Source organism: Lutimonas vermicola, assembly GCF_038433205.1.
Lineage (GTDB): Bacteria > Bacteroidota > Bacteroidia > Flavobacteriales > Flavobacteriaceae > Lutimonas > Lutimonas vermicola.
In genome coordinates, this window is record NZ_JBCDNA010000002.1 from 465,420 (window position 1) to 490,179 (window position 24,760).

The 24,760-nt window shown below is 38.3% G+C and carries 22 protein-coding genes; 15 read left to right on the top strand and 7 right to left on the bottom strand.

All coding sequences use genetic code 11. The features are described 5' to 3' along the window. Positions 1 to 104: 104 nt before the first annotated feature. The 5 genes from porG to AABB81_RS09490 all read left to right on the top strand — a co-directional run bounded on the left by porG (position 105) and on the right by AABB81_RS09490 (position 5,708). Complete coding sequence (gene porG, locus AABB81_RS09470) at positions 105 to 764, top strand: type IX secretion system protein PorG (protein ID WP_342160167.1); 660 nt, start codon at positions 105 to 107, stop codon at positions 762 to 764. A gap of 7 nt (positions 765 to 771) precedes the next feature. Further along, on the top strand, positions 772 to 1,524 hold the full coding sequence (locus tag AABB81_RS09475) for an undecaprenyl pyrophosphate synthase (RefSeq protein WP_342160168.1): 753 nt from the start codon (positions 772 to 774) through the stop codon (positions 1,522 to 1,524). Continuing rightward, positions 1,505 to 4,198, top strand: coding sequence for an outer membrane protein assembly factor BamA (bamA, locus tag AABB81_RS09480; RefSeq protein ID WP_342160170.1), 2,694 nt, complete (start codon positions 1,505 to 1,507; stop codon positions 4,196 to 4,198). Before AABB81_RS09475 ends, bamA begins: the two co-directional genes overlap by 20 nt. A gap of 63 nt (positions 4,199 to 4,261) precedes the next feature. Then, positions 4,262 to 5,155 (top strand): OmpH/Skp family outer membrane protein, encoded by an 894-nt coding sequence (locus AABB81_RS09485; RefSeq protein ID WP_342160171.1) that lies wholly within the window; start codon positions 4,262 to 4,264, stop codon positions 5,153 to 5,155. Positions 5,156 to 5,201: 46 nt separating this feature from the next. Further along, positions 5,202 to 5,708, top strand: coding sequence for an OmpH/Skp family outer membrane protein (locus tag AABB81_RS09490; protein ID WP_342160173.1), 507 nt, complete (start codon positions 5,202 to 5,204; stop codon positions 5,706 to 5,708). A gap of 109 nt (positions 5,709 to 5,817) precedes the next feature. Here AABB81_RS09490 and AABB81_RS09495 read toward each other — a convergent pair whose 3' ends face one another. Continuing rightward, positions 5,818 to 6,327, bottom strand: a complete 510-nt coding sequence (locus tag AABB81_RS09495) for a gamma carbonic anhydrase family protein (RefSeq protein WP_342160175.1) — start codon at positions 6,325 to 6,327, stop codon at positions 5,818 to 5,820. A gap of 85 nt (positions 6,328 to 6,412) precedes the next feature. Between AABB81_RS09495 and AABB81_RS09500 the strand changes: the two genes are divergently transcribed. Together AABB81_RS09500 and AABB81_RS09505 are read left to right on the top strand one after the other, a co-directional pair. Further along, positions 6,413 to 7,297 carry a NifU family protein gene (locus AABB81_RS09500; protein ID WP_342160177.1) on the top strand — a complete coding sequence of 295 codons (885 nt, stop codon included), beginning with the start codon at positions 6,413 to 6,415 and terminating at the stop codon, positions 7,295 to 7,297. A 106-nt stretch (positions 7,298 to 7,403) separates the two neighbouring features. Then, on the top strand, positions 7,404 to 9,455 hold the full coding sequence (locus AABB81_RS09505; protein WP_342160178.1) for a prolyl oligopeptidase family serine peptidase: 2,052 nt from the start codon (positions 7,404 to 7,406) through the stop codon (positions 9,453 to 9,455). A 20-nt stretch (positions 9,456 to 9,475) separates the two neighbouring features. Here AABB81_RS09505 and AABB81_RS09510 read toward each other — a convergent pair whose 3' ends face one another. Beyond that, entirely contained in the window at positions 9,476 to 9,925 is a 450-nt protein-coding gene (locus AABB81_RS09510; protein WP_342160180.1) for a 3-oxoacyl-ACP synthase, read from the bottom strand. 92 nt (positions 9,926 to 10,017) lie between these two features. Here AABB81_RS09510 and AABB81_RS09515 point away from each other — a divergent pair, with 92 nt between their 5' ends. Next, positions 10,018 to 10,590 carry a DNA-3-methyladenine glycosylase I gene (locus AABB81_RS09515; protein ID WP_342160182.1) on the top strand — a complete coding sequence of 191 codons (573 nt, stop codon included), beginning with the start codon at positions 10,018 to 10,020 and terminating at the stop codon, positions 10,588 to 10,590. Positions 10,591 to 10,700: 110 nt separating this feature from the next. Here the strand turns inward: AABB81_RS09515 and AABB81_RS09520 are convergent, their stop codons facing one another. Beyond that, positions 10,701 to 11,741, bottom strand: a complete 1,041-nt coding sequence (locus AABB81_RS09520; protein WP_342160183.1) for an SRPBCC family protein — start codon at positions 11,739 to 11,741, stop codon at positions 10,701 to 10,703. A 147-nt stretch (positions 11,742 to 11,888) separates the two neighbouring features. On the opposite strand from AABB81_RS09520, the gene AABB81_RS09525 reads away from it, so the two are divergent. The 4 genes from AABB81_RS09525 (at position 11,889) to AABB81_RS09540 (ending at position 15,805) form a co-directional block, all read left to right on the top strand. Next, on the top strand, positions 11,889 to 13,925 hold the full coding sequence (locus AABB81_RS09525) for a dipeptidyl-peptidase 3 family protein (RefSeq protein WP_342160184.1): 2,037 nt from the start codon (positions 11,889 to 11,891) through the stop codon (positions 13,923 to 13,925). Between the two features lie 79 nt (positions 13,926 to 14,004). Then, on the top strand, positions 14,005 to 14,952 hold the full coding sequence (rsgA, locus tag AABB81_RS09530) for a ribosome small subunit-dependent GTPase A (protein ID WP_342160185.1): 948 nt from the start codon (positions 14,005 to 14,007) through the stop codon (positions 14,950 to 14,952). 151 nt (positions 14,953 to 15,103) lie between these two features. Further along, a complete protein-coding gene (gene dtd / locus AABB81_RS09535) occupies positions 15,104 to 15,556 on the top strand; it encodes a D-aminoacyl-tRNA deacylase (RefSeq protein ID WP_342160186.1) in 453 nt (150 codons plus the stop codon). A gap of 36 nt (positions 15,557 to 15,592) precedes the next feature. Beyond that, positions 15,593 to 15,805 carry a hypothetical protein gene (locus AABB81_RS09540; protein WP_342160187.1) on the top strand — a complete coding sequence of 71 codons (213 nt, stop codon included), beginning with the start codon at positions 15,593 to 15,595 and terminating at the stop codon, positions 15,803 to 15,805. A 169-nt stretch (positions 15,806 to 15,974) separates the two neighbouring features. On the opposite strand, the gene AABB81_RS09545 is transcribed toward AABB81_RS09540, so the two are convergent. The 4 genes from AABB81_RS09545 to AABB81_RS09565 form a co-directional block, all read right to left on the bottom strand. Continuing rightward, complete coding sequence (locus AABB81_RS09545) at positions 15,975 to 16,826, bottom strand: porin family protein (RefSeq protein ID WP_342160188.1); 852 nt, start codon at positions 16,824 to 16,826, stop codon at positions 15,975 to 15,977. Positions 16,827 to 17,086: 260 nt separating this feature from the next. Then, positions 17,087 to 19,198 carry a ferrous iron transport protein B gene (feoB, locus tag AABB81_RS09555; protein WP_342160191.1) on the bottom strand — a complete coding sequence of 704 codons (2,112 nt, stop codon included), beginning with the start codon at positions 19,196 to 19,198 and terminating at the stop codon, positions 17,087 to 17,089. 3 nt (positions 19,199 to 19,201) lie between these two features. Then, complete coding sequence (locus AABB81_RS09560) at positions 19,202 to 19,429, bottom strand: FeoA family protein (RefSeq protein WP_342160193.1); 228 nt, start codon at positions 19,427 to 19,429, stop codon at positions 19,202 to 19,204. A gap of 110 nt (positions 19,430 to 19,539) precedes the next feature. Then, the gene (locus AABB81_RS09565; RefSeq protein WP_342160194.1) at positions 19,540 to 20,214 is read right to left on the bottom strand and encodes an SCO family protein; all 675 of its coding nucleotides are present in this window, start codon (positions 20,212 to 20,214) and stop codon (positions 19,540 to 19,542) included. Positions 20,215 to 20,271: 57 nt separating this feature from the next. Here AABB81_RS09565 and AABB81_RS09570 point away from each other — a divergent pair, with 57 nt between their 5' ends. From AABB81_RS09570 to AABB81_RS09580, 3 genes are all read left to right on the top strand, one after another. Then, complete coding sequence (locus AABB81_RS09570) at positions 20,272 to 22,203, top strand: M1 family metallopeptidase (protein ID WP_342160195.1); 1,932 nt, start codon at positions 20,272 to 20,274, stop codon at positions 22,201 to 22,203. An 88-nt stretch (positions 22,204 to 22,291) separates the two neighbouring features. Continuing rightward, positions 22,292 to 23,626 (top strand): RIP metalloprotease RseP, encoded by a 1,335-nt coding sequence (gene rseP / locus AABB81_RS09575; RefSeq protein WP_342160196.1) that lies wholly within the window; start codon positions 22,292 to 22,294, stop codon positions 23,624 to 23,626. Between the two features lie 86 nt (positions 23,627 to 23,712). Further along, positions 23,713 to 24,756, top strand: coding sequence for a DUF3179 domain-containing (seleno)protein (locus AABB81_RS09580; protein WP_342160197.1), 1,044 nt, complete (start codon positions 23,713 to 23,715; stop codon positions 24,754 to 24,756). The last annotated feature ends 4 nt before the right edge of the window (positions 24,757 to 24,760 follow it).

Genomic DNA, 24,760 nt, shown 5'->3' on the forward strand with positions numbered 1-24,760 from the left:
ACAGGATATAAAACAATTTTACGCTTAAAAATCTGTTAATCAAAAAAGAGCATTCATTTGAACCAATTGCAAATGTATTTTTTTATATTTGCACACTATTTTTTATGATGAAAAAAATTGTAATTATAATCCTGTTTTTCAGCCTTTCCGGGAGTGTTTTTTCTCAAATAAACGAAGCTGGAATTTTTCTTGGCGGAAGCAATTACATTGGAGATGTTGGAAGAACAAATTTCATCTATCCCAATAGTTTTGCCATCGGAGGAATTTATAAATGGAACATGCATCCGCACTATTCAATCAGGGCAACTTATATGTATTCTAAAATTTCAGGAAAGGATTCCGAATCAAGTAATTCATTTAGAAATTACAGAGATATTAGTTTTTCAAATGACATCCACGAACTTGCTCTGGGAATAGAATATCATTTCTTTAAGTACAGTTTAGGAAAAACAGGATATACCCATACACCTTATTTATTCGTGGAAGGCGGCGCCGTGAATTACGGCACCCTTGGCGATAACAGGAGTTTTAATTTTACCATGCCCTTTGGAGCAGGATTCAAAACCATCCTGGCACCCAGTGTAGGGCTTGCATTTGAGACAGGTTTCAGGTACACATTCAAAGATGATTTAGACGGTTATCCTTATGACCCTGATAACGCCAATATACAGATCAACCCTAATAATAACGACTGGTACGTTTTTACCGGAATTACAATAGTTTTTGCTTTCGGTAGGGAAGGTTGTTATACCGGAAGTTTTTAATTGACTTATGGATATAGTTTCACAAATAGATAAGGATTTTATTCCCAAACACGTCGCTGTAATCATGGACGGTAACGGGAGGTGGGCCAAAAGTCAGGGACTAAAGCGAGTGTTCGGCCATAAAAAAGGGGTTGAAGCCGTGAGACAAACCGTTGAGGCAGCCGTCGAACTCGGCATCGAAGCTTTAACACTTTATGCTTTTTCAACTGAGAATTGGAAACGACCTAAAATTGAAGTTGATACCTTAATGAGTATTTTAGTCAACTCATTAAAAAAAGAAATCAAAACTTTTCAAACCAATGACATTAAACTTCAGGCCATAGGAAATTTAGACAAATTGCCTTTAATTGCGAGAAATCAGCTTCGTGATGTCATGAAACTAACGGAGAAAAATGACCGTATGATCCTGACTCTAGCCCTTAACTACGGGGCAAAAGAAGAATTGATCAGGGCCACAAAATCCATTTCTAAAAAAATTGTTAATAATGAACTTAAAATAGAAGAAATTGATGAAAAAATTATAAATAGTCATTTATATACATTTACTTTGCCCGTCGTTGATTTTTTGATTCGAACTAGTGGGGAAATGCGCATTAGCAATTTTTTATTATGGCAAATTGCCTATGCCGAATTGTATTTTACTGATATATTGTGGCCCGATTTTAGGAAGAAGGACTTTTACGAAGCGATACTGAATTATCAAAGAAGAGAAAGACGATTTGGAAAAACAAGTGAACAAATTGAAAACAGTAACAAATAGCATAAGATATTCAGCGCTGCTGATGATTTTAATCTTAACTGGTGTTACTGTGAATGGGCAAAGCACTCCCCAAAATAACATATCTACCCAAGATTCAATCCCGGTAACCAAGCCGCTGGATACCTTGCCTGGTACAGAGAAAACGTCAGATTCCATCCCTGTAAATAAGGTGCTTGACACATTACCCGGTGTTGAACAAAGAGCCGATTCGGTTAAAACTCCTGTCAACATTAGTGCCACAGACACCATAAAAGAGCGTAAAAGCGAACCCATCGTTCTTGAAAAAAATAAAAAGTACCTGCTTGGAGGAATATCAGTTGTTGGAAATGAAACCATATCTGAACAATCCATTCTCATTTTTTCTGGACTTAATTCGGGTCAGCGACTGAAAATCCCCGGTGATAAACTTTCATCTGCAATCAAAAGACTTTGGAGTTCGAAACTGTTTTCGAACGTGGATGTTTTTGTAACAAAAATGGATGGTGATGCCGTATATCTTGAAATTGTTGTCCGCGAATTAGACAAAGTTGGCACGCTGACCATCACGGGACTTAAAAAATCAAAAATTGAAGACCTTAAAAAGGAAATTGAGTTCCAGGCTGGCTCAATGCTTACTGAAAACCTTATCACGACAACCGAAAACTTTATTAAAGAAAAATATCGTGAAAAAGGATATCTAAAAACCAAAGTAACAATCAATACCAAAAAAGATACCAGTTTCCCTAACACTCAAAACGCCCTGATTGCAATTGACAAGGGGAAAAAAATCAAAATAAAAAACATTAGGTTTTATGGCAATACAGCCTTGTCTGACAAGAAGCTGAAAAAAACCTTGAAGAAAACCAAGGAAAAAGGGATCACGAGACTTTTTTCACCTTCCAAATTTGTTGAAGATCTTTATGATGAAGACCTTGAAAAGGTAGTATCACTGTTCCAGGAAAAAGGATTCAGGGATGCTTTAATCGTAAAAGATTCACTTTCGTGGAACGATGACAATACAATCAATCTCGATATCTTTTTGACCCAGGGAGAACGCTATAAATTTGGCCAGATCGATTTTCTTGGAAACACTGTTTTTACAGATGAACAATTACAAACTATCCTAAGAATAGATAAGGGCGTTACATACAATGGCAAGGCTCTGAATGAAAGGGTATATGGAGACGGAACTCCTGATTCAAGGGATATCACCAACACTTATCTCGATAACGGATATCTGTTTTCGAGGGTCAATGCGGTTGAAACGAGTGCCGCCAACAATACCATCGATCTTGAAATCAGGATCATTGAAGACGAACCGGCTTCTATTAGAAAAGTGACCATCAAAGGAAATGATGTAACAAATGACCATGTACTTTACAGAGAGGTCAGAACAAAACCTGGTGATCTTTTTAGCAAAAGTGATATTGTAAGATCCATCAGAGAATTGGGACAATTAGGATTTATAGATCCCGAAAATATCGTCCCTGATGTTCAACCTAATTTTGCAGACAAAACTGCCGATATTGAATATTCTGTTTCTGAAAAAGGATCCAGTCAGATTGAATTACAGGGAGGATATGGAGGAGGGACCTTTGTAGGAACTTTAGGGCTTTCTTTCAACAACTTTTCGATAAAAAACATTTTCAATTTAGACGAATACAAGCCGGTTCCAAGGGGAGATGGCCAGAATATTGCCCTCAGGTTGCAAATCAGTAAATTTTACAGAACCTATAGTATTTCGTTTTCAGAGCCATGGATGGGCGGAAAGAAACCCAAAGGATTCAATTTTTCGATTTATAACTCCAGCCAGTTTGGTTATGATCCGTTCACAAATAGTGTTGATAAAGACCAGCTTCTTGATATTATTGGTGCCTCTGTAGGCCTGAGCCAGCGTTTGAAATGGCCTGATGATTTCTTTACCTTGTCAACGTCTTTAAACTATCAGCGTTATAAGCTTCAGAATTATAATATTTCATCCTTTGATTTTGACAACGGAATTTCAAATAACTTCAACTTTGCAGTGAATTTTGGAAGAAGCTCAGCAGGGCCTAACCCTGTGTTCCCTTCCGGGGGGTCGCAATTCAATGTGTTGCTAAAAGTTACACCGCCCTATTCTCTGTTTGACGACAAAGATTACACGGATCTCCCGGATGAAGAAAAATATAAATGGATAGAATTCTATAAGGTCGTTTTTACAGGTAAATGGTACAGTCCGGTTGTTGGGAAGATGGTATTAATGTCTAATGCCGAATTAGGGTTCCTCGGAGACTATAACGATGAGATTGGGGCACCTCCATTTGAAAGGTTTTATGTGGGGGGTGACGGATTACAACAAGGAAGGTTCGACGGAAGAACAACAATTGCCTTAAGGGGATATCCTAACTCCAGTTTATCATCTCAAACCGGTGGTACGATATACCAAAAAGTAGGATTTGAATTGAGGTACCCCATCACGTTAAAACCTTCAGCATCGATTTATGCGCTGACTTTTCTTGAAGGAGGTAACTCATGGAATGAATTTGACGAATACAGACCATTTACATTAAAAAGGTCTGCAGGTGGAGGTATAAGGGTTTTTATGCCAGCCTTTGGATTGCTTGGAGTTGATTTTGGTTACGGGTTCGATACGATCCCCGGATCCAATAATATTTCAGGGTGGCAAACACATTTTATCATAGGACAACAGTTTTAAGCTAAATTGTTATATTTGCCCAGATTTAAGAAATGGCACGATATTTTCTTGTAAACTAATAGAATGAGAGTGAACAGGGTTTTAATTATTGTCATCATAAGTGTAAACTTTATTGTGAATGCACAAAAGCCACAAAGAGTTGCATATGTAGACATGAACTATATACTGGAAAACGTTCCTGAATATGTAAATGCCCAGTCCCAGTTAGATGCTAAAGTAAAGACATGGCAACAAAAACTGGATTTACTTTCAAAGGAGATAGAGCAGATGAAAACCGATCTGAGCAATGAAAAAACGCTTCTTACAAAGGAATTAATCAATGAAAGAGAAGAAGATATTGTCATAAAGGAACAAGAATTAAGAAGATTGCAACAAGCATATTTTGGCCCGACTGGTGATTTGTTTCAAATGAGAAAGCAACTGGCAAAACCAGTTCAGGATCAAGTGTATAATGCAATTCAGGATATCGCCGGAAAAAAACGTTACGACTTTGTTCTTGACAAATCAAGTGACCTTATCCTGTTGTACAGCAACAGTAAGTATGACATAAGCGAACTCGTTTTAAATGCGATCGTAAAAAACAGAAAAAGACAGGCTGTACAGGATATGAAAACTGAACGTCTGGCCAAGGCAGGAGTGGTTAGCAGCCCTACTGTACTCGAAAACCAGGATGACGATCAAGTGTCAGAAGAAACTGTCGACGGGGATGAACCCGATGAAACAGGAGCCTTTGAAAACGTTCAGGCTGAAGAAGTAAAAACCGAGGAACAACTAAAACTGGAAGCGAGGAATGCAAAAAGAGAAGAACTCAAAGCCAGAATAAAAGCCCAGCAGGAATCCAGGGCAAGAATGAGAGATTCCCTAAAACAGGTGGCCGAAGAGAAAAGAAACGCCAAGTTGAAAGAAATAGAAGACAGAAAGAAACAGAGAGAAGCAGCAATAGATAAAAAGGATTAAAACAAAGTAAAAACAAAAAAATTATTAATAACAAATTATTTGAAAAATGAAATTATTTAGAAATTTATTCGTGGTAATTGCCCTTTTAACGGCTTTTAACACCGTGGAGGCTCAAAATGTGGCTCACATTGACAGTGAACAACTTTTAATGGCGATGCCAGAAACAAAGGCCATGGAGACAGAATTGAAAAAAGTTCAGCAGACTTATGCAGATGAATACAATGCGCAAGCGACTGCTTTACAAGCTAAATTGCAAAAATACGATCAGGAAGCTCCAACCCAAACTGATGCTAAAAATGAAGAGAGAAGGATCGAAGTTGAAGGATTGAAACAAAAAATTCAAAAATACGCACAAACTGCTGATCAGGAAATTCAAAAGAAAAGATTTGACCTTTTGAAACCTATCGTTGAAAAAGCTCAGAAAGCCGTAAGTGATGTGGCAACTGAAAAAGGCGTCAAATATGTTTTGGACTCTTCACCTGGTAAAGGATTGATCGTTTTTGAAGGCGAAGATCTTATGCCGTCTGTTAAATCTAAATTAGGTATTCAATAAAAAGAATAACACCTTTAAAAAAAACATCCTTGCTTCCAGGATGTTTTTTTTTGCCTTGTGTCCAAGACCCTAAAGCAAAGATTGAACTTACTTATAAATCGACCTGCCACTACTTATACCAACTGGCATATTTAATATAATTATTCGCAATTCTGTCGATCTCTCCTGAAATAAGTTCCTGATCAATATCCTTTATTTTTTTTGCAGGCGTACCTGCAAAAACCGTTCCTGAAGGAACAAGGCTCCCTTTTGTTACAACGGCCCCGGCCGCTATGATGCTATTACTTTCAATAACACAATCATCCATGATAATGGCACCCATACCAATAAGTACGTTGTCATAAATGGTACAGCCATGAACCAGTGCATTATGACCTATAGAAACGTTGTTTCCAATTTGAGTAGGCGACTTCTTATAAGTGGCATGAATTACGGCTCCATCCTGCACATTAACCTTATTTCCTAACCTGATATAATGTACATCCCCCCTGATAACGGCATTAAACCAAATACTGCATTGATCGCCCATGGTTACATCCCCGACAACAACAGAATTCTCGGCAAAAAAGCAATCTTTTCCGTAAACCGGTAACTTTCCGTTAAGTTCTCTTATGATCATGGCTCTTTTTTTGATTGATTTAACATATGCATCAAAAGTAAGAAAAAATACTTTCGTAAATTCGCAGCTAGAACCTTATAGATTTATGTCAAAAATTAAAATAGAATACACCCCGAACCCTGCGATCATTAAATTTGTTGCAGACAAAATGCTTACCGAAAGCAGCTTTGAATACAATTCTATCGATGATGCAAAGAATTCTGCCCTTGTGCAGCAATTATTCCATTTGCCTTTTGTCAAGAAAGTTTTTATCACGGCCAATTTTATCGCCTTGGAAAAGTTTGACATCCTTGAATGGAGTGAAGTTCAAAAAGAATTGCAAGAGATCCTTGAAGCCTATTTAGATCAAAATGATTCTCTTTTTTCAGAAGACAAAAAGGAGCAAATCGTTGAGGTTTATGCCGAAAGCACTCCTAATCCAAACGTTCAGAAATTCGTTACAAACAGGTTGCTCAGCAATCAGCACATCGAGCTTAGTGAACAAAAAGATGCCCATGAAGTCCCCTTGGCTTATGAACTCTTTGAATTTCCCTTTGTAAAGGAAGTATTTATTTCAGATAATTATGTATCCATTCAAAAATCTAATGAATTGGAATGGTTCGAAATAAACAACAGCCTTAGGGATTTCTTAAAGGAATACCTTCAAAGTGATAGGAGAATTGTAGCCGAAGGCTATTCACCGGTAAAAAAGGATTCACAGCAAAATAACATGAAATTTACCGCTACGGATGACGACATTTCCAAAGAGATCATTGCCGTTTTGGAAGAATATATAAAGCCAGCTGTCGCCGGAGATGGAGGCAACATACAATTCCTTTCGTATATAGCCGAAACTAAAGAGGTTAACGTGTTGCTACAGGGCGCCTGTAACGGATGTCCTTCATCAACGATAACCTTGAAAAACGGTATTGAAGCAACCCTTAAACAATTGCTTCCAGGTAAAATAGGAACCGTCAATGCCTTGAATTAGGACCTGGATAAATTTAATGAAACTTAGGGTGAGCATTCAACTATGTTTTCCATGTTTGGCCTTTTGGGTGGTAGCTACCCAATTCGTTCAAGCACAAAACTTAACTATGAAATTAAAATATCCCGAAACCAGAAAAGGGAAAGTATCTGAAAAATATTTTGGAACGGAGGTTAAGGACCCTTATCGGTGGCTGGAAGATGACAGGTCAAAAGAAACAGAAGCATGGGTCGGTTCCCAAAACGAAGTAACTTTTGATTATTTGAATCAAATTCCTTTCAGGGATGAGATCAAAGAAAGATTGACTCAACTTTCGGATTATGACAAATACTCTGCTCCAACCAGGCACGGAGACTGCAATTATTTCTACAAAAATGATGGCTTGCAAAACCAGTACGTACTCTACAGGGAAAAAAATGGTTCCCAAGAAGTATTTTTAGATCCTAATAAATTTTCGGAAGATGGGACAACTTCTCTGAGCCAGGTATCTTTTAGTAAAAATGGCAAAAGGGTGGCATATGCTATCTCAGAAGGAGGATCCGACTGGCAGAAGGTGATTCTCATGGATGCAGTTACCAAAGAAATTATGGAAGACACCCTGATTGATGTAAAATTCAGCGGCATTTCATGGTTTAAAAATGAAGGTTTCTATTATTCAAGCTATGACAAACCTGAAGGAAGTGAATTGTCGGCCAAGACCGATCAGCACAAACTGTATTATCACAAACTGGGTACGTCTCAGAAGGAGGATAAGATCGTATTTGGAGATACTGTCAAAAGAAGGTTCGTAGCAGGATCTGTAACGGAAGATCAAAAATACCTGGTTGTCAGCGCGGCCAATTCGACATCTGGTAACGAACTTTATATCAAAGATCTTGGTTCCCCAGAAAATAAATTGATCACAATTGTGGATAATTTCGAAAATGACCATGACGTCATTGATAGCGATGGACAGATGATTTTCATTGTCACTAACTTGAAAGCACCTAATAAAAAAGTGATCAAAACATCATTTGCAAACCTCCAGCAGGACCATTGGCAGGATTTTATCCCTGAAACGGATCATGTTTTAAGCTTGACAAAGGGTGGCGGATATTTTTTCGCTGAATATATGAAAGATGCCTTTTCGATGGTAATGCAATACGACAGAAAGGGAAGATTACTGCGAGAAATTGAACTTCCGGGCCTTGGTTCCTCGTCTGGATTCAGAGGTAAAAAGGATGATCAGTTACTTTATTATTCTTTTACCAATTATACCACACCCGGTACAATTTTTGAATTTGATCCTGATCAGGGTGCATCTAAGGTTTACAAGGTGCCAAAGGTTGGTTTTATATCAGATGATTACGAATCCAAACAGGTATTTTATTCCTCCAAGGACGGAACCGAGATACCCATGATAATTACTTATAAAAAGGGTACGGTCTGGAATGGCCAAAACCCGACAATACTTTACGGCTATGGTGGCTTTAACGTAAGCCTCATGCCTTCCTTCAATGTTGTAACAGCAACCTGGCTTGAAATGGGTGGTGTCTATGCCGTTGCGAACCTCAGGGGTGGTGGAGAATACGGTAAAAAATGGCATGATGCAGGTACTAAATTAAAAAAGCAAAATGTGTTTGATGATTTTATCGCCGCAGCTGAATACCTTATTAATAATAAATACACATCACGGGATTACCTCGCCATTAAAGGCGGATCCAATGGAGGATTACTCGTTGCCGCAACCATGACACAAAGACCTGATCTTGTGAAAGTTGCCTTACCGGACAAAGGTGTTCTCGATATGTTGCGCTATCATACTTTTACGGCTGGAGCCGGATGGTCCTATGATTACGGAACAGCAGAAGACAATAAAGAAATGTTTAATTATTTATATGACTATTCCCCCGTGCACAATTTAAAAAAAGGTGTGGCATACCCTGCAACCCTGATTACTGCAGGGGATCATGATGACAGGGTTGTTCCGGCGCATTCATTTAAATTTGCGGCTCAGTTACAGGAAAATCAAAGCAGCGACTCGCCGGTACTCATCAGAATTGAGACCAATGTAGGTCACGGAGCAGGTACCCCGGTTTCAAAAACCATTGATCAGTATGCAGATATTTTCAGTTTTACCCTGTATCATATGGGTATCACTAATCTGAATAAGTGGAACTAACTATTTCAGAATGTACAGTGTTATTCCACCGCTTGTATTCTAATTGTTTTTGAGCCAAATGATATTTGTGATCCCTGTTTCCTACCGAGAAGGCACGCCCCTATCGGTGAAGATAAAGACACGGCATAATAGCTTTTTCCTTCAGCGACGAGTGCACCTGCGCTTATGGAAAGAAAATAAATTCCTCTGTCAGTTGTGACCAGGCTACCCAATTTTATGCGTTCCGAAACTGAGTTAATCTGTATCTTCTTTAAAACATCCCTCATCTGTTTTACCGCTTCGAATTGCTGAGAAGCTTTTTCCATTTCAAGATGTAACATGGCCCTTCCCGTTTCGTGCTTGTCACCGGCCGAACTTTTTGATTCCTGCTCTAAAGCGATTTGATTGCTCCTCATTATACCTTCAATAATGGCAGATTTTTCGTTTACAAAAAGTTCGCATTGCTTAAATAAAGATTCTTTTAGCGTCATCGTTGGAAAGTTTGATCAAAAATAAGAGAAAATATATTCTGTTGCGTTTTTTTAATAAATTGATTTATCTTCGAAGTCATAAAATCAATAAATTGAAGAAATCAAGATGCAGCTGGTGTGGAGAAGACCCATTATATAGGGCATATCATGATAAAGAATGGGGCGTGCCGGTATTTTCGGATGATCAATTGTTTGAATTTCTAGTGCTTGAAACCTTTCAGGCTGGTTTAAGCTGGATCACAATTTTAAGAAAACGCGAAAATTTTAGGGCTGCATTTGATGGTTTCGATTACCAGATAATTTCCAAGTATGATGAAAAAAAGTACGAGGAACTTCTTCTGGATTCGGGTATAGTCAGAAATAAACTTAAAATAAAAGCCACCATAGGCAATGCCAAAGCTTTTATAGAGGTGCAAAAGGAATATGGAACCTTTTCCAAATACCTCTGGGAATTTACCAACGGCAAACCTGTTTGCAATCAATGGCAAAATCTCAAGCAGGTTCCTGCAACAACATCCACCTCTGATCTGATTTCAAAGGAGCTTAAAAAAAAGGGATTCAAATTTGTCGGTTCAACAGTGGTCTATGCTTATATGCAGGCGATTGGGATGGTCAATGACCATGTTCAGGAATGTTTCAGGTATCAGGAAGTAATGTATTCTTGATTTAATTGGATAATGCTTGAACTCGTAAAATCGAACCAGCCTTCTGCCAGGCAGGGATTCAGCCGAGTTAATTCTTCAAAAACCTTACAGCAACATTCTTCGGTCTACAATCAAATTTCCTGATATGATTTCAACGCAACAGGAATGTAGATTTCAGTAACTAACTCTGCCGGGTTTGGGGTGCTTTGAGCACTGTTAACATAGATTTCAAAAGGTTCGCCATTTTCCATCAGCCTGTAATCTTTCAAAGAAGATACATCAAACATTGCTTTTTCCCATGCTTCCTTTAAATTGCCATAATCACCAGTCAATACAGTTTTGAAATAAGTTCCCCGTTCCATATATCCTGTTAAAATATCTGCGTCCTGGCTAATGATACGTTCAGCAATAGGATAGGCCACAGAAAACATGGTAGTCCCATTCTCCTGATCAAACTTGTGATAAATGGTAAAAGGGCTGCCAGTCAATCGAATATGATTATCACTTACAAATTTCTCAATGGCTTCCATCATCGGTGTAAGTTTGGAATTCATATTGCTGATCTTGCTGGAAGTTGATTGATACAAATAAAATCCTCCGCTATAATCTACTACCCCAACCGAATCAATTGTGTAAACCTTCAATTTTCTCTGTAAGTTTTCATCAAATAATTCAAGACCACGCTTTTGCATTGGTCCCAATTGTTTTTCCATTCCAGACGCCATAAATCTTAAAAAAAAGGGGAATTCACCTCTCATGCCCCAGGTAAGGTCAGTTCCGGTATCGGTTTTTTCCAAGACCCAGTAAACGTCAGACATCATATCCCCAAATGGTGTTTCAAAAACAATCTCCTGATCCAGTCGCTCCGGTTTTTGAATCTTTACAGTTTTCATGCTACCGCCTCCTTCAATGTCTGAGGTCCAGGTATAGGCCCCTCCTTCTCCAATGGTATTGTCTGCATACTGAACTCTAATAGTGGAATCTTTCTCATACCATGGCCCCCATTCCTTCCAATTTTTAAAATCATTCAGATCGTTGAATACTACCATGCGATCTGCATTTATCGCTCTCGATTTTGAAACGTCATAGCTTCCGTCAAGTGTTGCCAGATAAATGGCTCCAACTACAAAAAGCACAAGTAACAGAAGAAAAATATTTTTTAAAAATCTCATTTGGAAGAAGTTTATTAAAACATGGTTTCAAATATAATAATTAAATCTTAATTAATTAGATATGAGATACTTAATTAATGCTTTTGATTTGGTCAAACTTTTGTTTTTCTATACATTTGAAAATAAAACATAACAAATACATATCTTATGAAATTTAAATATTTCCTCGTCATTCTTTTAGCTTCGACCCTGCTTTTTTCTTGTCAGAAGCAACAAAGAGAAACAGTCAAAACAGAAGTATCAAAAGTAAAGAAGGATTCATTTGAATACACTTCTGAACAATTTGCAGACGTCAAAATACTGAGGTATCAGGTCCCTGGATTTGATGAGTTGAGCAAACAACAAAAAAAGTATGTTTACTTCCTGAGCCAGGCAGGATTGGCCGGAAGGGATATCATTTATGATCAGAATTACAGGCACAATCTCAAAATCAGAAGAGCACTTGAAGGCGCATACTCAAAATTCGAAGGAGATAAAAATACAGATAACTGGAAGCATTTTGAAACCTATCTAAAACAAATATGGTTTGCCAATGGGATCCACCATCACTATGCCAATGATAAATTTGTTCCCCAATTTTCAAGGGAATATTTAGAAAGCTTAATTAAATCAACTGATACAAACCTTGAGGGGGAAGCTCTTGATATTATCTTTAATGAAGATGATGCAAAAAAAGTTAATTTAAATGCTGATAAGGGCCTTATTAAAGGATCGGCGAGCAATTTTTACGGAAAAGATATTTCTGCTGAAGAAGTAGATAGTTATTATGCCGCTATTAAAACTGATAAAAACCAGCCGATAGAGAAAGGCTTAAATTCAAAACTGATCAAAGAAAATGGCCGTTTAAAAGAAAATGTTTGGAAAAGTGGCGGTATGTACGGAGCAGCCATCGATCAAATTATCTTCTGGCTTGAAAAAGCAAAAGATGTAGCAGAAAATGAGGCTCAGGTCAAGGGATTGACTTTACTGATTAAATACTATCAGACCGGTGACCTTAAAACATGGGATGAATACAATGTCGTTTGGGCCAAGTCAACAGAAGGTGATATTGATTATATCAACGGATTCATTGAAGTCTATAACGATCCTAAAGGTTATAAAGGATCTTATGAATCTGTAGTTCAAATCAAGGATTTTGAAATGTCCGAAAAAATGGCTGCTTTGGCCGAAAACGCTCAATGGTTTGAAGATAATTCACCTTTGGATCCTGCCCACAAAAAGGAAAATGTTGTCGGTGTTTCGTACAAAACAGTAAACGTGGTGTCAGAATCCGGAGATGCATCACCTTCAACGCCTATTGGGATTAATCTTCCGAACAATAACTGGATCAGGGAACAACATGGCTCAAAATCAGTTTCTTTAGGTAATATCATTCACGCCTATAACAATGCAGGCGGAAGCGGACGTTTAAAAGAATTTGCCTTTGATGAGGAAGAAATCAAAACTGAAGAATCATACGGCCAACTTGCCGACAAACTTCACACTGCTTTACATGAGGTGATCGGACACGCGAGTGGAAAACTGAACGAAGGCGTGGGAACACCAAAAGAAACATTGAAAAACTATTCTTCAACGCTAGAAGAGGCCAGAGCCGATTTGGTTGGCCTTTATTATTTGCCTGATGAAAAATTGGTAGAAATAGGAATTTCCCCTAATGCGGACAGTATCGGGAAAGCAGCCTATGACGGATATATTCGAAATGGTTTAATGACGCAATTGATCCGGTTGAATTTGGGTGACGACATCGAAGAGGCTCATATGAGAAACAGACAATTGGTTGCCGCATGGGCCATGGAAAAAGGAAGTGCCGAAAATGTGGTTGAAAAGGTAAGCAAAGACGGCAAAACCTATTTTAAAGTGAATGACTATGAAAAATTAAGAGTCTTATTTGGAGAACTTCTCAAAGAAATTCAAAGAATCAAATCGGAAGGAGATTATGAGGCCGGGAAAGCTCTTGTTGAAACCTATGGCGTAAAGGTGAATCAGGAAATTCACAGGGAAGTACTTGAAAGAAATAGTCAGTTCAAGTCAGCCCCATATTCAGGTTTTATCAATCCGGTATTGGTTCCTGTGGAAGACGAAAAAGGTGAGATTGTTGATATAGAATTGATGCAGCCCGAAAGTTTTGCAGTTCAAATGCTAATGTATGCCAAAGACTATTCAACTTTACCCGACGAAAACTAACCTGATGTAAATCAAATAGTCAAAAGACCGTAAGGATCAATTACGGTCTTTTGCATTTTTAATAAGTATCTTTGCCTTTATGACAGGTGTTGTTATTAAATCTACTGGAAGTTGGTATTGGGTAAGAACAGAGGCCCATAAACAGGTTCAATGTCGTATCAGGGGTAAATTCAGGACCAAAGGAATTAAAAGTACCAACCCTGTAACCGTCGGGGATCATGTTGACTTTGACATGGAGTTAAATTCGAATACCGGCGTAATTACAGCCATCCACGACAGAAAAAATTATATTGTCAGAAAATCAGTCAACCTTTCAAAACAGACCCATATTATTGCTGCAAATATAGATTTGGCTTTCTTGCTTGTAACCCTCGACAACCCTCCTACCTTTACTTCTTTTATCGACAGGTTTTTAGCAACAGCAGAAGCCTACCATATCAGGGCCGTGCTTTTATTCAACAAAATGGATCTCAATGATGATGTTTTGGAAGAAAAGAAGAACAAGTTAGTAAAAACTTACACTGACATTGGCTATACCTGCCTTGAAATATCCGCCACATTACCCAGTAACATCGATGCCGTTAAAAAATTGATGTTAGGCAAGATAAGTATGTTCTCAGGGCATTCCGGGGTAGGGAAATCAACCCTTATCAACGCTATTTATCCGGGCTTGCAATTAAAAACTGCTGAAGTATCAACCCAGCACAAACAAGGCCAACATACCACTACTTTTGCTGAGATGTTTGCCATACCCACCGAACCTGAAAGTTATATCATTGATACCCCGGGTATCAAAGGATTTGGAGTGGTTGATTTTGAACCCAGTGAAATAACCGATTTTTATCCTGAATTCTTTGCTTTGAAACACCTGTGTAAGTTCAATAATTGCTTACATGTTAACGAACCAAAATGCGCGGTTAAAAAAGCTCTGGAAGAAGGAAAAATTGCAGCTTCGCGCTACAGGAGTTACTTACAAATACTTGAAGGCGAGGAAGAAAGCTACAGAACCAATACTTACGATTTTTAGAATATTTTAAAGAATATATGTATTAATTTTATTTTTTAAGAGATATTTTTGTTAATTTTTTATATTTTATTCAAATTTTTACGATAGTTATCATTTTTATTTTTAAAATAATTTGTTTTTATTTGTGAATCTGTTCATCAAAAATCATGAAATGAAAGCAGTGATTCAAAGAGTAAACCATGCCTCAGTAACAGTGGATGGTCAAGTAACAAGCAGCATAAGAAAAGGACTCCTTGTGCTATTGGGTATCACTGCGTCAGATACCAGGGAAGACTCAATTTGGCTCAGTAAAAAAATTTTAAATCTCAGAATTTTTAATGATGATAAAGGCATCATGAACCATTCCCTTTTAGACATAGACGGGGAAGTAATCATTGTGAGCCAATTTACACTTATGGCCAGCACAAAAAAAGGAAACCGACCCTCATATATCAAGGCTGCAAATGCGGAGATTGCCGTACCCCTGTATACACAGTTTATCGAAGATATTGAAATGGAATTAGGAAAAAAAGCGGGAACGGGAATCTTTGGTGCCGATATGAAAATAGACCTTCAGAATGATGGTCCTGTGACTATAGTTATTGATACAGAATTCAAGCAATAATTTTGATAAAACTTCTTAATAAATCAAATTGCATCTATGAAAAAGAACTTTTTCACGCTAACCCTATTTACACTTTTTAACCTTTTTACGTACGCGCAGAATCAAAATTTAAACATACTTCTCATTCCAGATAGCCTTAGCATTAATGCCAATGCAATCATCAGATACGACCATACTGATATTGAGGTTTTGAATTCTTCAAAAATGATCGTCAGTAAAAAAATGGCCGTGACTATTATGAACAAATAGGGAGATGAAGATGGTTATATTTATTTAAATTATGACAACCACTCCAAAATCAAAACGGTTGAAGCTAAAATATTTGACTCTACAGGCAAAGAAATCAAGAAAATAATTTGCTGAGCAAGGGACATAAGGAAAACCGGGTGACCAGGCACTTTTTTTTTTGTAATTTATCCTATTCCAAGGTAAACATATAACCCAAGGAAAATATCAGTCCGCCAACGTGGCTATCCCCAAAAACTTCATCTTTTTGAAGGCTTTTCGCACCCCATGATCCTCTGAATCCCACAAAGACTTCATGTTTATCAGCGATTTTCCTGATGAGGCCTGTGCCTGCGTGAAAACCAAAGTTTAAGGTGTTCAGCTCATCTTTTGTATCAGTTTCAGCATCAAAAGACTGAGGTGGAACGGGTACCCATAACGGACCTGATGATGGATTGGAAGGGTCGTAATTAGGATTCGCAACAATCAATGGATCCTGCCCCGCAGCATCCAGTGTTATAAGGCTTGTGCCGCTGGTGTTTTGAGAAGCGTTCACCAAAAAACCAATATACGGTCCTGCTTCTACATAAAATCTCCAGGTTTCACCCCAGCCCAGCTTACCCATAATTGGGATTTCAATGTAATTAAGATTCGAAATATTGTTGAAGTCAGCATACATTGGGTTTAAATCGTCAACCGGGCCCTTTCCCTGAAGGGAAAGCATATAATTAAGCTGATCCACTGATCCGAAATCCTCCAAGGCAGCAGTTGGTATCGGTTGCATTCCTGTTCGATCTCCTCCTCTTTGGGTATATAAAATTTCCGTTTGCAATGAAAATAAATCCGAAACAGGGAATTCGAACATGATCCCGACGTCGACACCCGACGTCGATTTATAATCTTCGGTATAGATATTATCAGAATTGTCGGTTATCCGCCCAACGCTATAGCCGACCTTAGCCCCGATTTTTACTTGAGCATAACTAAGCTCTCCCATCAGAAAAAAGGTAAGTAAAAGTAATTTTAGTGAAGTAGTTGATTTCATATATACTTGATTAAGATTTGATTTTGAATAATAATTGGAACCAGTGTTCCCTCTAACTTTGGAATAAATATAAATAAATTATGTAAATCTCCTTGATCCTTGCAAAGAAACTTCGTTAATTCTGGTCAGATAGCGCTAACAATTGCAGTCAGAATCACAATTGGAATCCTTTTTTTTTGGCTTAAAGAAGAATTTTTTAATCAAAAAAAGCAAAGCCAGCAAAACCAATAAATAAACCAGAATCTCCTGAAACATGTGTCTTAATTTAGAAGTGTAAAGGTAAGAAAAGATGCAAAATAGGCGATCAGCCCCATTCCAACTAACTGAATCATAGGCCATTTCCAACTATTGGTCTCTCTTTTTACAACCGCCAGTGTGCTAACGCATTGCATGGCAAATGCATAAAATACCAAAAGCGACATCCCAACGGGTACGTTAAAAAGTTTTTCTCCTGTATTCTCATTGATCTCTTCTGACATACGCTGTTTTATGGTCGTATTCTCTTCGTCATCATTTCCTACACTGTATATGGTGGCCAAAGTACCAACAAAAACTTCTCTCGCCGCAAAAGATGAAATCAAGGCTATTCCAATCTTCCAGTCATATCCCAAAGGCCTTATGGCAGGTTCAATTGCCTTGCCCATCACTCCAATATACGAATGTTTAAGTTTATAAGATGCAAGAGCTTCATTATAACCCACTTCCTGTCCAATTTCGGTGTCTCTTGATAAGGCGAAATCAGCCTCAGCCGAGTCAAACGAAGATGGACCGTTAGACGCCAGAAACCAAAGTATGATTGAGATGGCCAAAATAATTTTACCGGCACCGAAGACAAAAGCCTTTGTTTTTTCCACGACCGTGTAAAAAACATTTTTAATGGATGGAAGCTTGTAATCAGGCATTTCGATCAGGAAGAAACTTCTTCCTTCAACCTTAAGGGTTTTATGTAAAAGATACCCTGAAACTATGGCCATGCTAAAGCCCAGAAGATACAAGCCCAGCAAGGTTAATCCCTGAAGGCTAAATATCCCGAGTACACGGTTCTGCGGAATAATCAGGGCAATAATAATGGCATACACCGGGAGCCTGGCAGAACAGGTAACAAAGGGAACTACCAATATCGTAATAAGTCTTTCTTTCCAACCACTGATATTTCGTGCAGCCATTACTGCGGGTATGGCACAAGCCGTACCGGATATTAAGGGGACAACACTTTTACCACTCATGCCAAAGCGGCGCATGATCTTATCCATAAGAAATACTACACGACTCATATACCCCGTCTCTTCAAGGATTGAGACAAAGAGAAATAGAATGGCAATCTGAGGAATAAAGATCACAATTCCACCAATTCCAGGGATTACCCCCTGGCTAATCAAGTCAGTTATTCTTCCCTCAGGAAGTACTTGTTGAACAGCCTGGCTGAGTTCAGCAAAAAACGCATCTATATAATCCATTGGAATACTGGCCCAATCAAATATAGATTGAAAAATCATCATCAAAATGGCGGCAAAAATTATATATCCAAAGATTTTGTGAGTCAATACCCTGTCTAGCCTGCTCCTTAAGTCTCTTGCCTTTGACCGATCGACTTTATAGGCTTTTTTTAGAATAGAATTAATTTGCTGGTAGCGATAGATCGTTTCCTTATGCTGAAATTTTTTAAGTTTCGGTTTATCCTGCTTATAGCTTTTAATCAATGCTATTTCCTCTTCACTCAACCCATTGAATTCCTCTAGTTGGGTAATGCATAACCAGGTCTTGTATAGTGACATCCCGGGAAATTTCTCATCCAGTTCATCAAAATACTCTTTGTCGATCCTGGAGGATATATGGGCAATTGGCGAGGTATCAAGTTGCTTGTAATCAAGAATAACTTTCCTTAAGGCATCAATTCCAATATTTTTGCGGGCACTTACGAGAACCACTTCACTTTTCAATTCAATTTTCAGTTGTTCCAGATCGATCTCCACCCCTTTTCTGGATAATTGATCCGCCATGTTTATGGCGAGTATTGTCGGAATTTCAAGATCCTTAATCTGTGAATACAATAGAAGGTTTCTTTTGATATTTTCAATATCGGCGACAACAACAATCACATCCGGGTAATCTTCGTGTTCCTGATTGAGTAAGGTTTGTAAAACAATATTTTCATCAATTGTGGTCGGATTGATACTGTAAGTTCCGGGAAGATCAACTATTGATGCATAATATCCATCTGAAAGCTTGGCCCTCCCTACTTTTTTATCAACAGTAATACCAGGGTAATTACCCACTTTTTGTTTCAAACCGGTAAGTTGGTTGAACAGGGAAGTCTTTCCAGTATTAGGATTACCAACTAAAGCTACTTTTATGGCTTTATGTTCTGGCATGAATTACGCTTTGGTTATCAGAATTTGTGACGCAGTTTCTGTTCTGATGGCGAGATGACTGCCATTTACACGAATATACAAGGGGTCTTTCAATGGGGCCTTTTGGATCAATTCAACCGTCTCACCTGGCATGCAACCCATTTCAAGAAGTGACAAAGGAATACAATCAAGTGAGATCTCCTCAATGATCCCCGTTTCTCCAACACGTAAATTTGCGATACTGGTACTCAATTTTTATTTAGATTAAATATAAATACCATGCGAAATTACGTAAAAATATTTGTTTAAAACTGATAATTGTCACGAAACAGGAAAATATTTGAGCCTTTTCAAACTCGTGATCAATCTTCTGATTTAAGCACTTCAATATCTTTAATAATGCGTTCTATTTCTCTCGCATCTGTTCCGTCGTAAAATCCCCTGATCTGTTTTTGTTTATCCACGAGTACAAACTGTTCGGTATGAATAAAATCCTGTTCCCCGCCGTCACCTTCGTCCAAAACAGCAAAATAAGATTTTCGAGCCAGCTCATAAATATGTGTTTTCTTACCGGTGGTAATCTCCCATTTTCCATCAATGGCATTGTTTTTATCAGCATAGGCCCTGAGCACAGAGACACTGTCTATATCAGGGGTAACAGAATGGGAAAGAAATTTCAAATCATCATCTTCTTTATAATACTCCTGAAGTTCTGACATATTTATCGCCATAATCGGACAAATGGTTTGACACCTGGTAAAAAAGAAGTCAGCGATGTAAATTTTACCCTCAAAATCACTTTTACTTATCGAATCTCCATTCTGATTGATCAAATGAAAATCACCAATCCTATGGTCCCGGCTGATGTGTTTTACGGCATCATCCACCAATCTTGGGTTCACATCAACAGGGTTATAAACAGGAAGTTTACTTTTAGGTTTTACAAGAAAATAAAGAATAGGAAGAAAGATCAAAGTAAAGAAGAAAAGAAAGATAAACGTAGATTTTGACTTCTTGAAAAATTCGATTAAATACATATTTTGTATCTTTGAGATTCTTTAAAAATTGCTAACAGAAGTACAAAAGTAAGCTTTATGAAGTATTTAATGCTCCAGGGACTATTATTATTTTTCCTCTCAGGAATCGCCCAAGAGCAAGACTTTATGAATCTGGATTACCTCAAGGAGATCGCTGCTTCGGAAAAGGAAAATTCGGCCCAGAAAATTGCTTATAAAGCCAATCCAAACACCGTGAATTATGATGTGAGTTATCACAGGCTTCTTTGGGAAGTTGATCCTGCAATAGCTCAGATAAAAGGAGAAGTGACAACCTACTTTACCGCCCTGAACGATATGGAAGAAGTAGTTTTTGACCTCGCGGACAATATGACCGTATCACAGGTGATTCAGCGAGGAGAGGCCTTAACTTTTCTTCAAAACAGCAATGATGAATTAATCATCAGCCTACCTTCATCCCAGAAGCAAAATGTACTTGACTCGCTCACTGTATTTTATGCCGGCAATCCGGTTAGTTCTGGATTTGGATCATTTGAGATCAGTACACATGGTGCAGGAAACGTACCCGTATTGTGGACCCTGTCAGAACCTTATGGGGCCAAAGGATGGTGGCCGTGTAAACAGGATCTGATCGATAAAATTGATTCTATTGACGTCTTTATTAAACATCCCGAAGCTTACAAGGCTGCCTCAAATGGATTGTTGATTTCAGAAACGTCAAATGCTCAATCAACGCTTACGCATTGGCGCCATAAATACCCTATTCCGGCCTATTTGATCGCCATTGCCGTTACAAATTATTCGGTATACACTGACAATGTCCCAGGGTTGGATTTCGACATCGTCAATTATGTGTATCCTGAAGATTTAAATTCCATCAAAAATAGCACCTCCATTACACCAAGTATCATGCAACTCTATGGCGATCTGTTCGAGATATATCCTTTTGCCAGGGAAAAATACGGGCATGCGCAGTTTGGATGGGGTGGCGGCATGGAGCATACCACCATGACTTTTATGGGTGGCTGGAGCAGAGGATTGATCGCACATGAACTGGCGCACCAGTGGTTTGGCAATAAAGTTACTTGCGGGAGCTGGGAGGATATATGGTTAAACGAAGGTTTTGCAACCTATCTTGATGGTCTGGTCTATGAAAACTTTGACGGGGAAACAGCGTTTTCTCAATGGAGAAAAGCAGTCGTTATTGATGTTACATCAATATCGTCGGGATCAACTTTTGTAACTGATACGAGTTCTGTTTCCCGAATCTTCAACAGTCGCCTGAGCTATCGAAAAGGTGCCATGATACTTCATATGCTGCGCTACAAACTTGGTGATGAGGCCTTTTTTAGCGGGCTAAAAAACTATCTTTCGGATCCCCAACTCAGCTATTCATATGCGAGGACCTCTGATCTTCAAAGGCATTTGGAAACTGCAAGTGGCGAAGGACTTGATGAATTCTTTAAGGATTGGTATTACGGGCAGGGATACCCCATATATGAGGTAGTATGGAATCAGGATGCTTCTGACAAAACTGTACATTTTCAGGTGAATCAGCGGCAATCTCATACGTCTGTTTCTTTTTTCGAGATGCCCTTACCTGTGCTGGTTAACGGAACTTCGGGAGAAACAGAAAAATTGCGACTTGAAGTCTCTCAAGACAAGCAATTGTTTAGCGTTGAAGTTGATTTTCAGGTTGCGTCTATTCAAATAGACCCCGAAGCACATCTGATTTCAAGAAACAACCGAGCTGTATTAGGCCTGGATCAGGACAGCCTTAAGAATATTATTTCCATTTATCCCAATCCGGTTGCCGATGAATTGTATATTTCGGGAAATGGCGTCATTGAGATAAGAAAGATCACTATTTATAATGTGCTTGGGAAAAAAATTCTTGAACAAACTGATCCCCAAAACAGTATTGCCATGCAACAGCTTGAATTTGGCGTGCATTTAGTAGTTATTGATACTGACCAAGGCAGCCTTCACAAGACTATTCTCAAAAAATAAAACTTTTAACAACTATTTCAGAAGACTGATTTCCTAATATTGTTCATAAAGTGTACATTTGTCGTCCTTTAAAATTTGAATACTATCAATGGAAACCTATATAAAAATTACCCAGTTCTTATTGAGTTTATCACTACTCATTATTTTACATGAATTGGGCCACTTTATTCCCGCAAAATTATTTAAAACCAGAGTTGAAAAATTTTATCTTTTCTTCGACTATAAATTCTCCATATTCAAAAAGAAAATTGGGGAAACCGTGTATGGTATAGGATGGATCCCACTGGGTGGCTATGTAAAAATATCCGGTATGATCGATGAAAGTATGGATAAGGAACAAATGGCACAACCTCCTCAACCTTGGGAATTCAGATCAAAACCAGCATGGCAGAGACTGATCATTATGCTCGGAGGGGTTACTGTGAATTTTATTTTGGGGATATTCATTTATATCATGATGTTCACAGCATGGGGAGATAACTATGTGGCTGCTGAAGATGTAAAAGAAGGATTCTATGTGTCGGATCTGTTCAAAAGCCTTGGATTTCAGGATGGGGACAAAATTGTAAAAATCAATGATGAGGTTCCTTTTGATGTGCTTGACGTTAACAGGCACCTGTTTCTGAGGGATATAAAAAATATTGAAGTGAATCATCCGGATGGAAATGCGGAGATTATTGAATTACCTGAAGACATTGGTTTGCAAATGTGGCAAGCTGGAAATTTAGATCCTTTTAACCCTCGAATCCATTCTATCCTTGATAGCATTGTCCCTGGAACTCCCGCTTTTGAGGCAGGTTTAAAAAAAGGAGATATCATTACTGAAATTAATGATCAAAAAGTCAACTACTGGGATGAATTCACACATGTTGTCATAAATAACCCAAAGAATAAGGAAATCAAAGTCACTGTTGATCGAGACGGAACGAATGAAACTTTTATGATTGTTCCGGGAGATGATCAAAAACTAGGTGTCTATCCAAAAGGCTACACCGAGGATGTTATTACTTTAAGCCATAAGGATTACTCATTTGGAGAAAGTATCCGTCCTGGTTTTGCTAAGGCATATTGGACTTTAAAAGATTATATGGGTCAGTTCAAGTATGTATTCACAAAGAAAGGTGCAACACAACTTGGAGGTTTTATCACTATAGGCAATATCTTCCCTTCTAAATGGAACTGGCAGGCTTTTTGGAACATAACTGCTTTACTTTCGATCATGCTCGGGTTTATGAATTTATTACCTATACCTGCCCTCGATGGCGGGCATGTGGTTTTTACGATGTTTGAAATTATAAGCGGGAGAAAACCAAGTGATAAATTCTTGGAATATGCGCAGATCATAGGTTTTATCATTCTGATATCATTGTTGTTGTTTGCCAATGGAAATGATATTTATAAATGGCTAACCGGCCAGCTCTAAATCCGGCATTCAGTGTTTTAGACACACTTTATTTTTGAATTTTGTAAGCTGCTGTTATCATCAGCGTCTATTATAAAAACTCAAGGATGAAGAAAATAATACTGCTAATATCTTTAGTTTACTTTGCTGTTTCCTGTGCTGATTCAGACGATATGGGTCAAAATGTCAATGATGCTCCCCAACTTGACAATTTTGATTGGACCATTCCGTCGGGGTTGATCAATGGCTCCGACAACCCCTTTCCCCTTGCCAAAGATCCCAAACTTTTTAAGGTTTCGGAGGTTCAATTCCTATCCGATGAATCCCTTGCGGCAGTAGCATATATAGAAGGTGAAATCAGGGTATATCCTTATCTTTATTTGAATTCCTTTGAATCTGTGAATGACCAGGTTAACGGAATTTCATATGCCTTAACGTATTGCCCTCAAACGCAAAGTGCCCTTTTGATCAACAATAGATTCAAAACTGATAATTTTGTTTTACGGGCCTCCGGATATCTGTTGTATGATAATGTGATTCTTAAAGATGAAAGCAGTGAGACGTATTGGTCCCAAATGCTGGGGCAATGCATCAAAGGCCGGTATGCAGGGGAGTTCAGCGGCACTTTTAATTTTGTTGAAATGACCTGGAAAACAGTCAGGACAAATTTTCCTGATGCCAAGGTATTTACCATTTCAAGTATAAGCCAATCGAGCAATAATACACAGGCCAATAAAGCTGATGTAAAAGTCGGAGATTTGGTCTACGGAATAATAGGCAGGACGACAAGTCAACAATTTGCAAGTGCCGAGGCTGTTAAAAACACCGAGGTTTTTATTTATCATTACGATGATTTCGGTGATCAGACAGAGCTTTTAACTGACAATATTGCCAATAAACAGACCCTCATTATAGGCAATCGGAATGACCATTATATTACTTCATATATCAATGACGGTACTGCTGTGTTCCAGGCTGTTCAAAATAAGTTCCCCATCGTGATGAAGGATAGTGAAGACAATTACTGGAATGTGTTTGGAGTAGCGGTGGAGGGTCCTAGAACTGGACAGCAATTAGCATCACCTGTTGGTTTTTTTGCACTGTTCTGGGCCTGGGACGAATTTTACGATGATTTCAATTTTGTTGACTGATCAC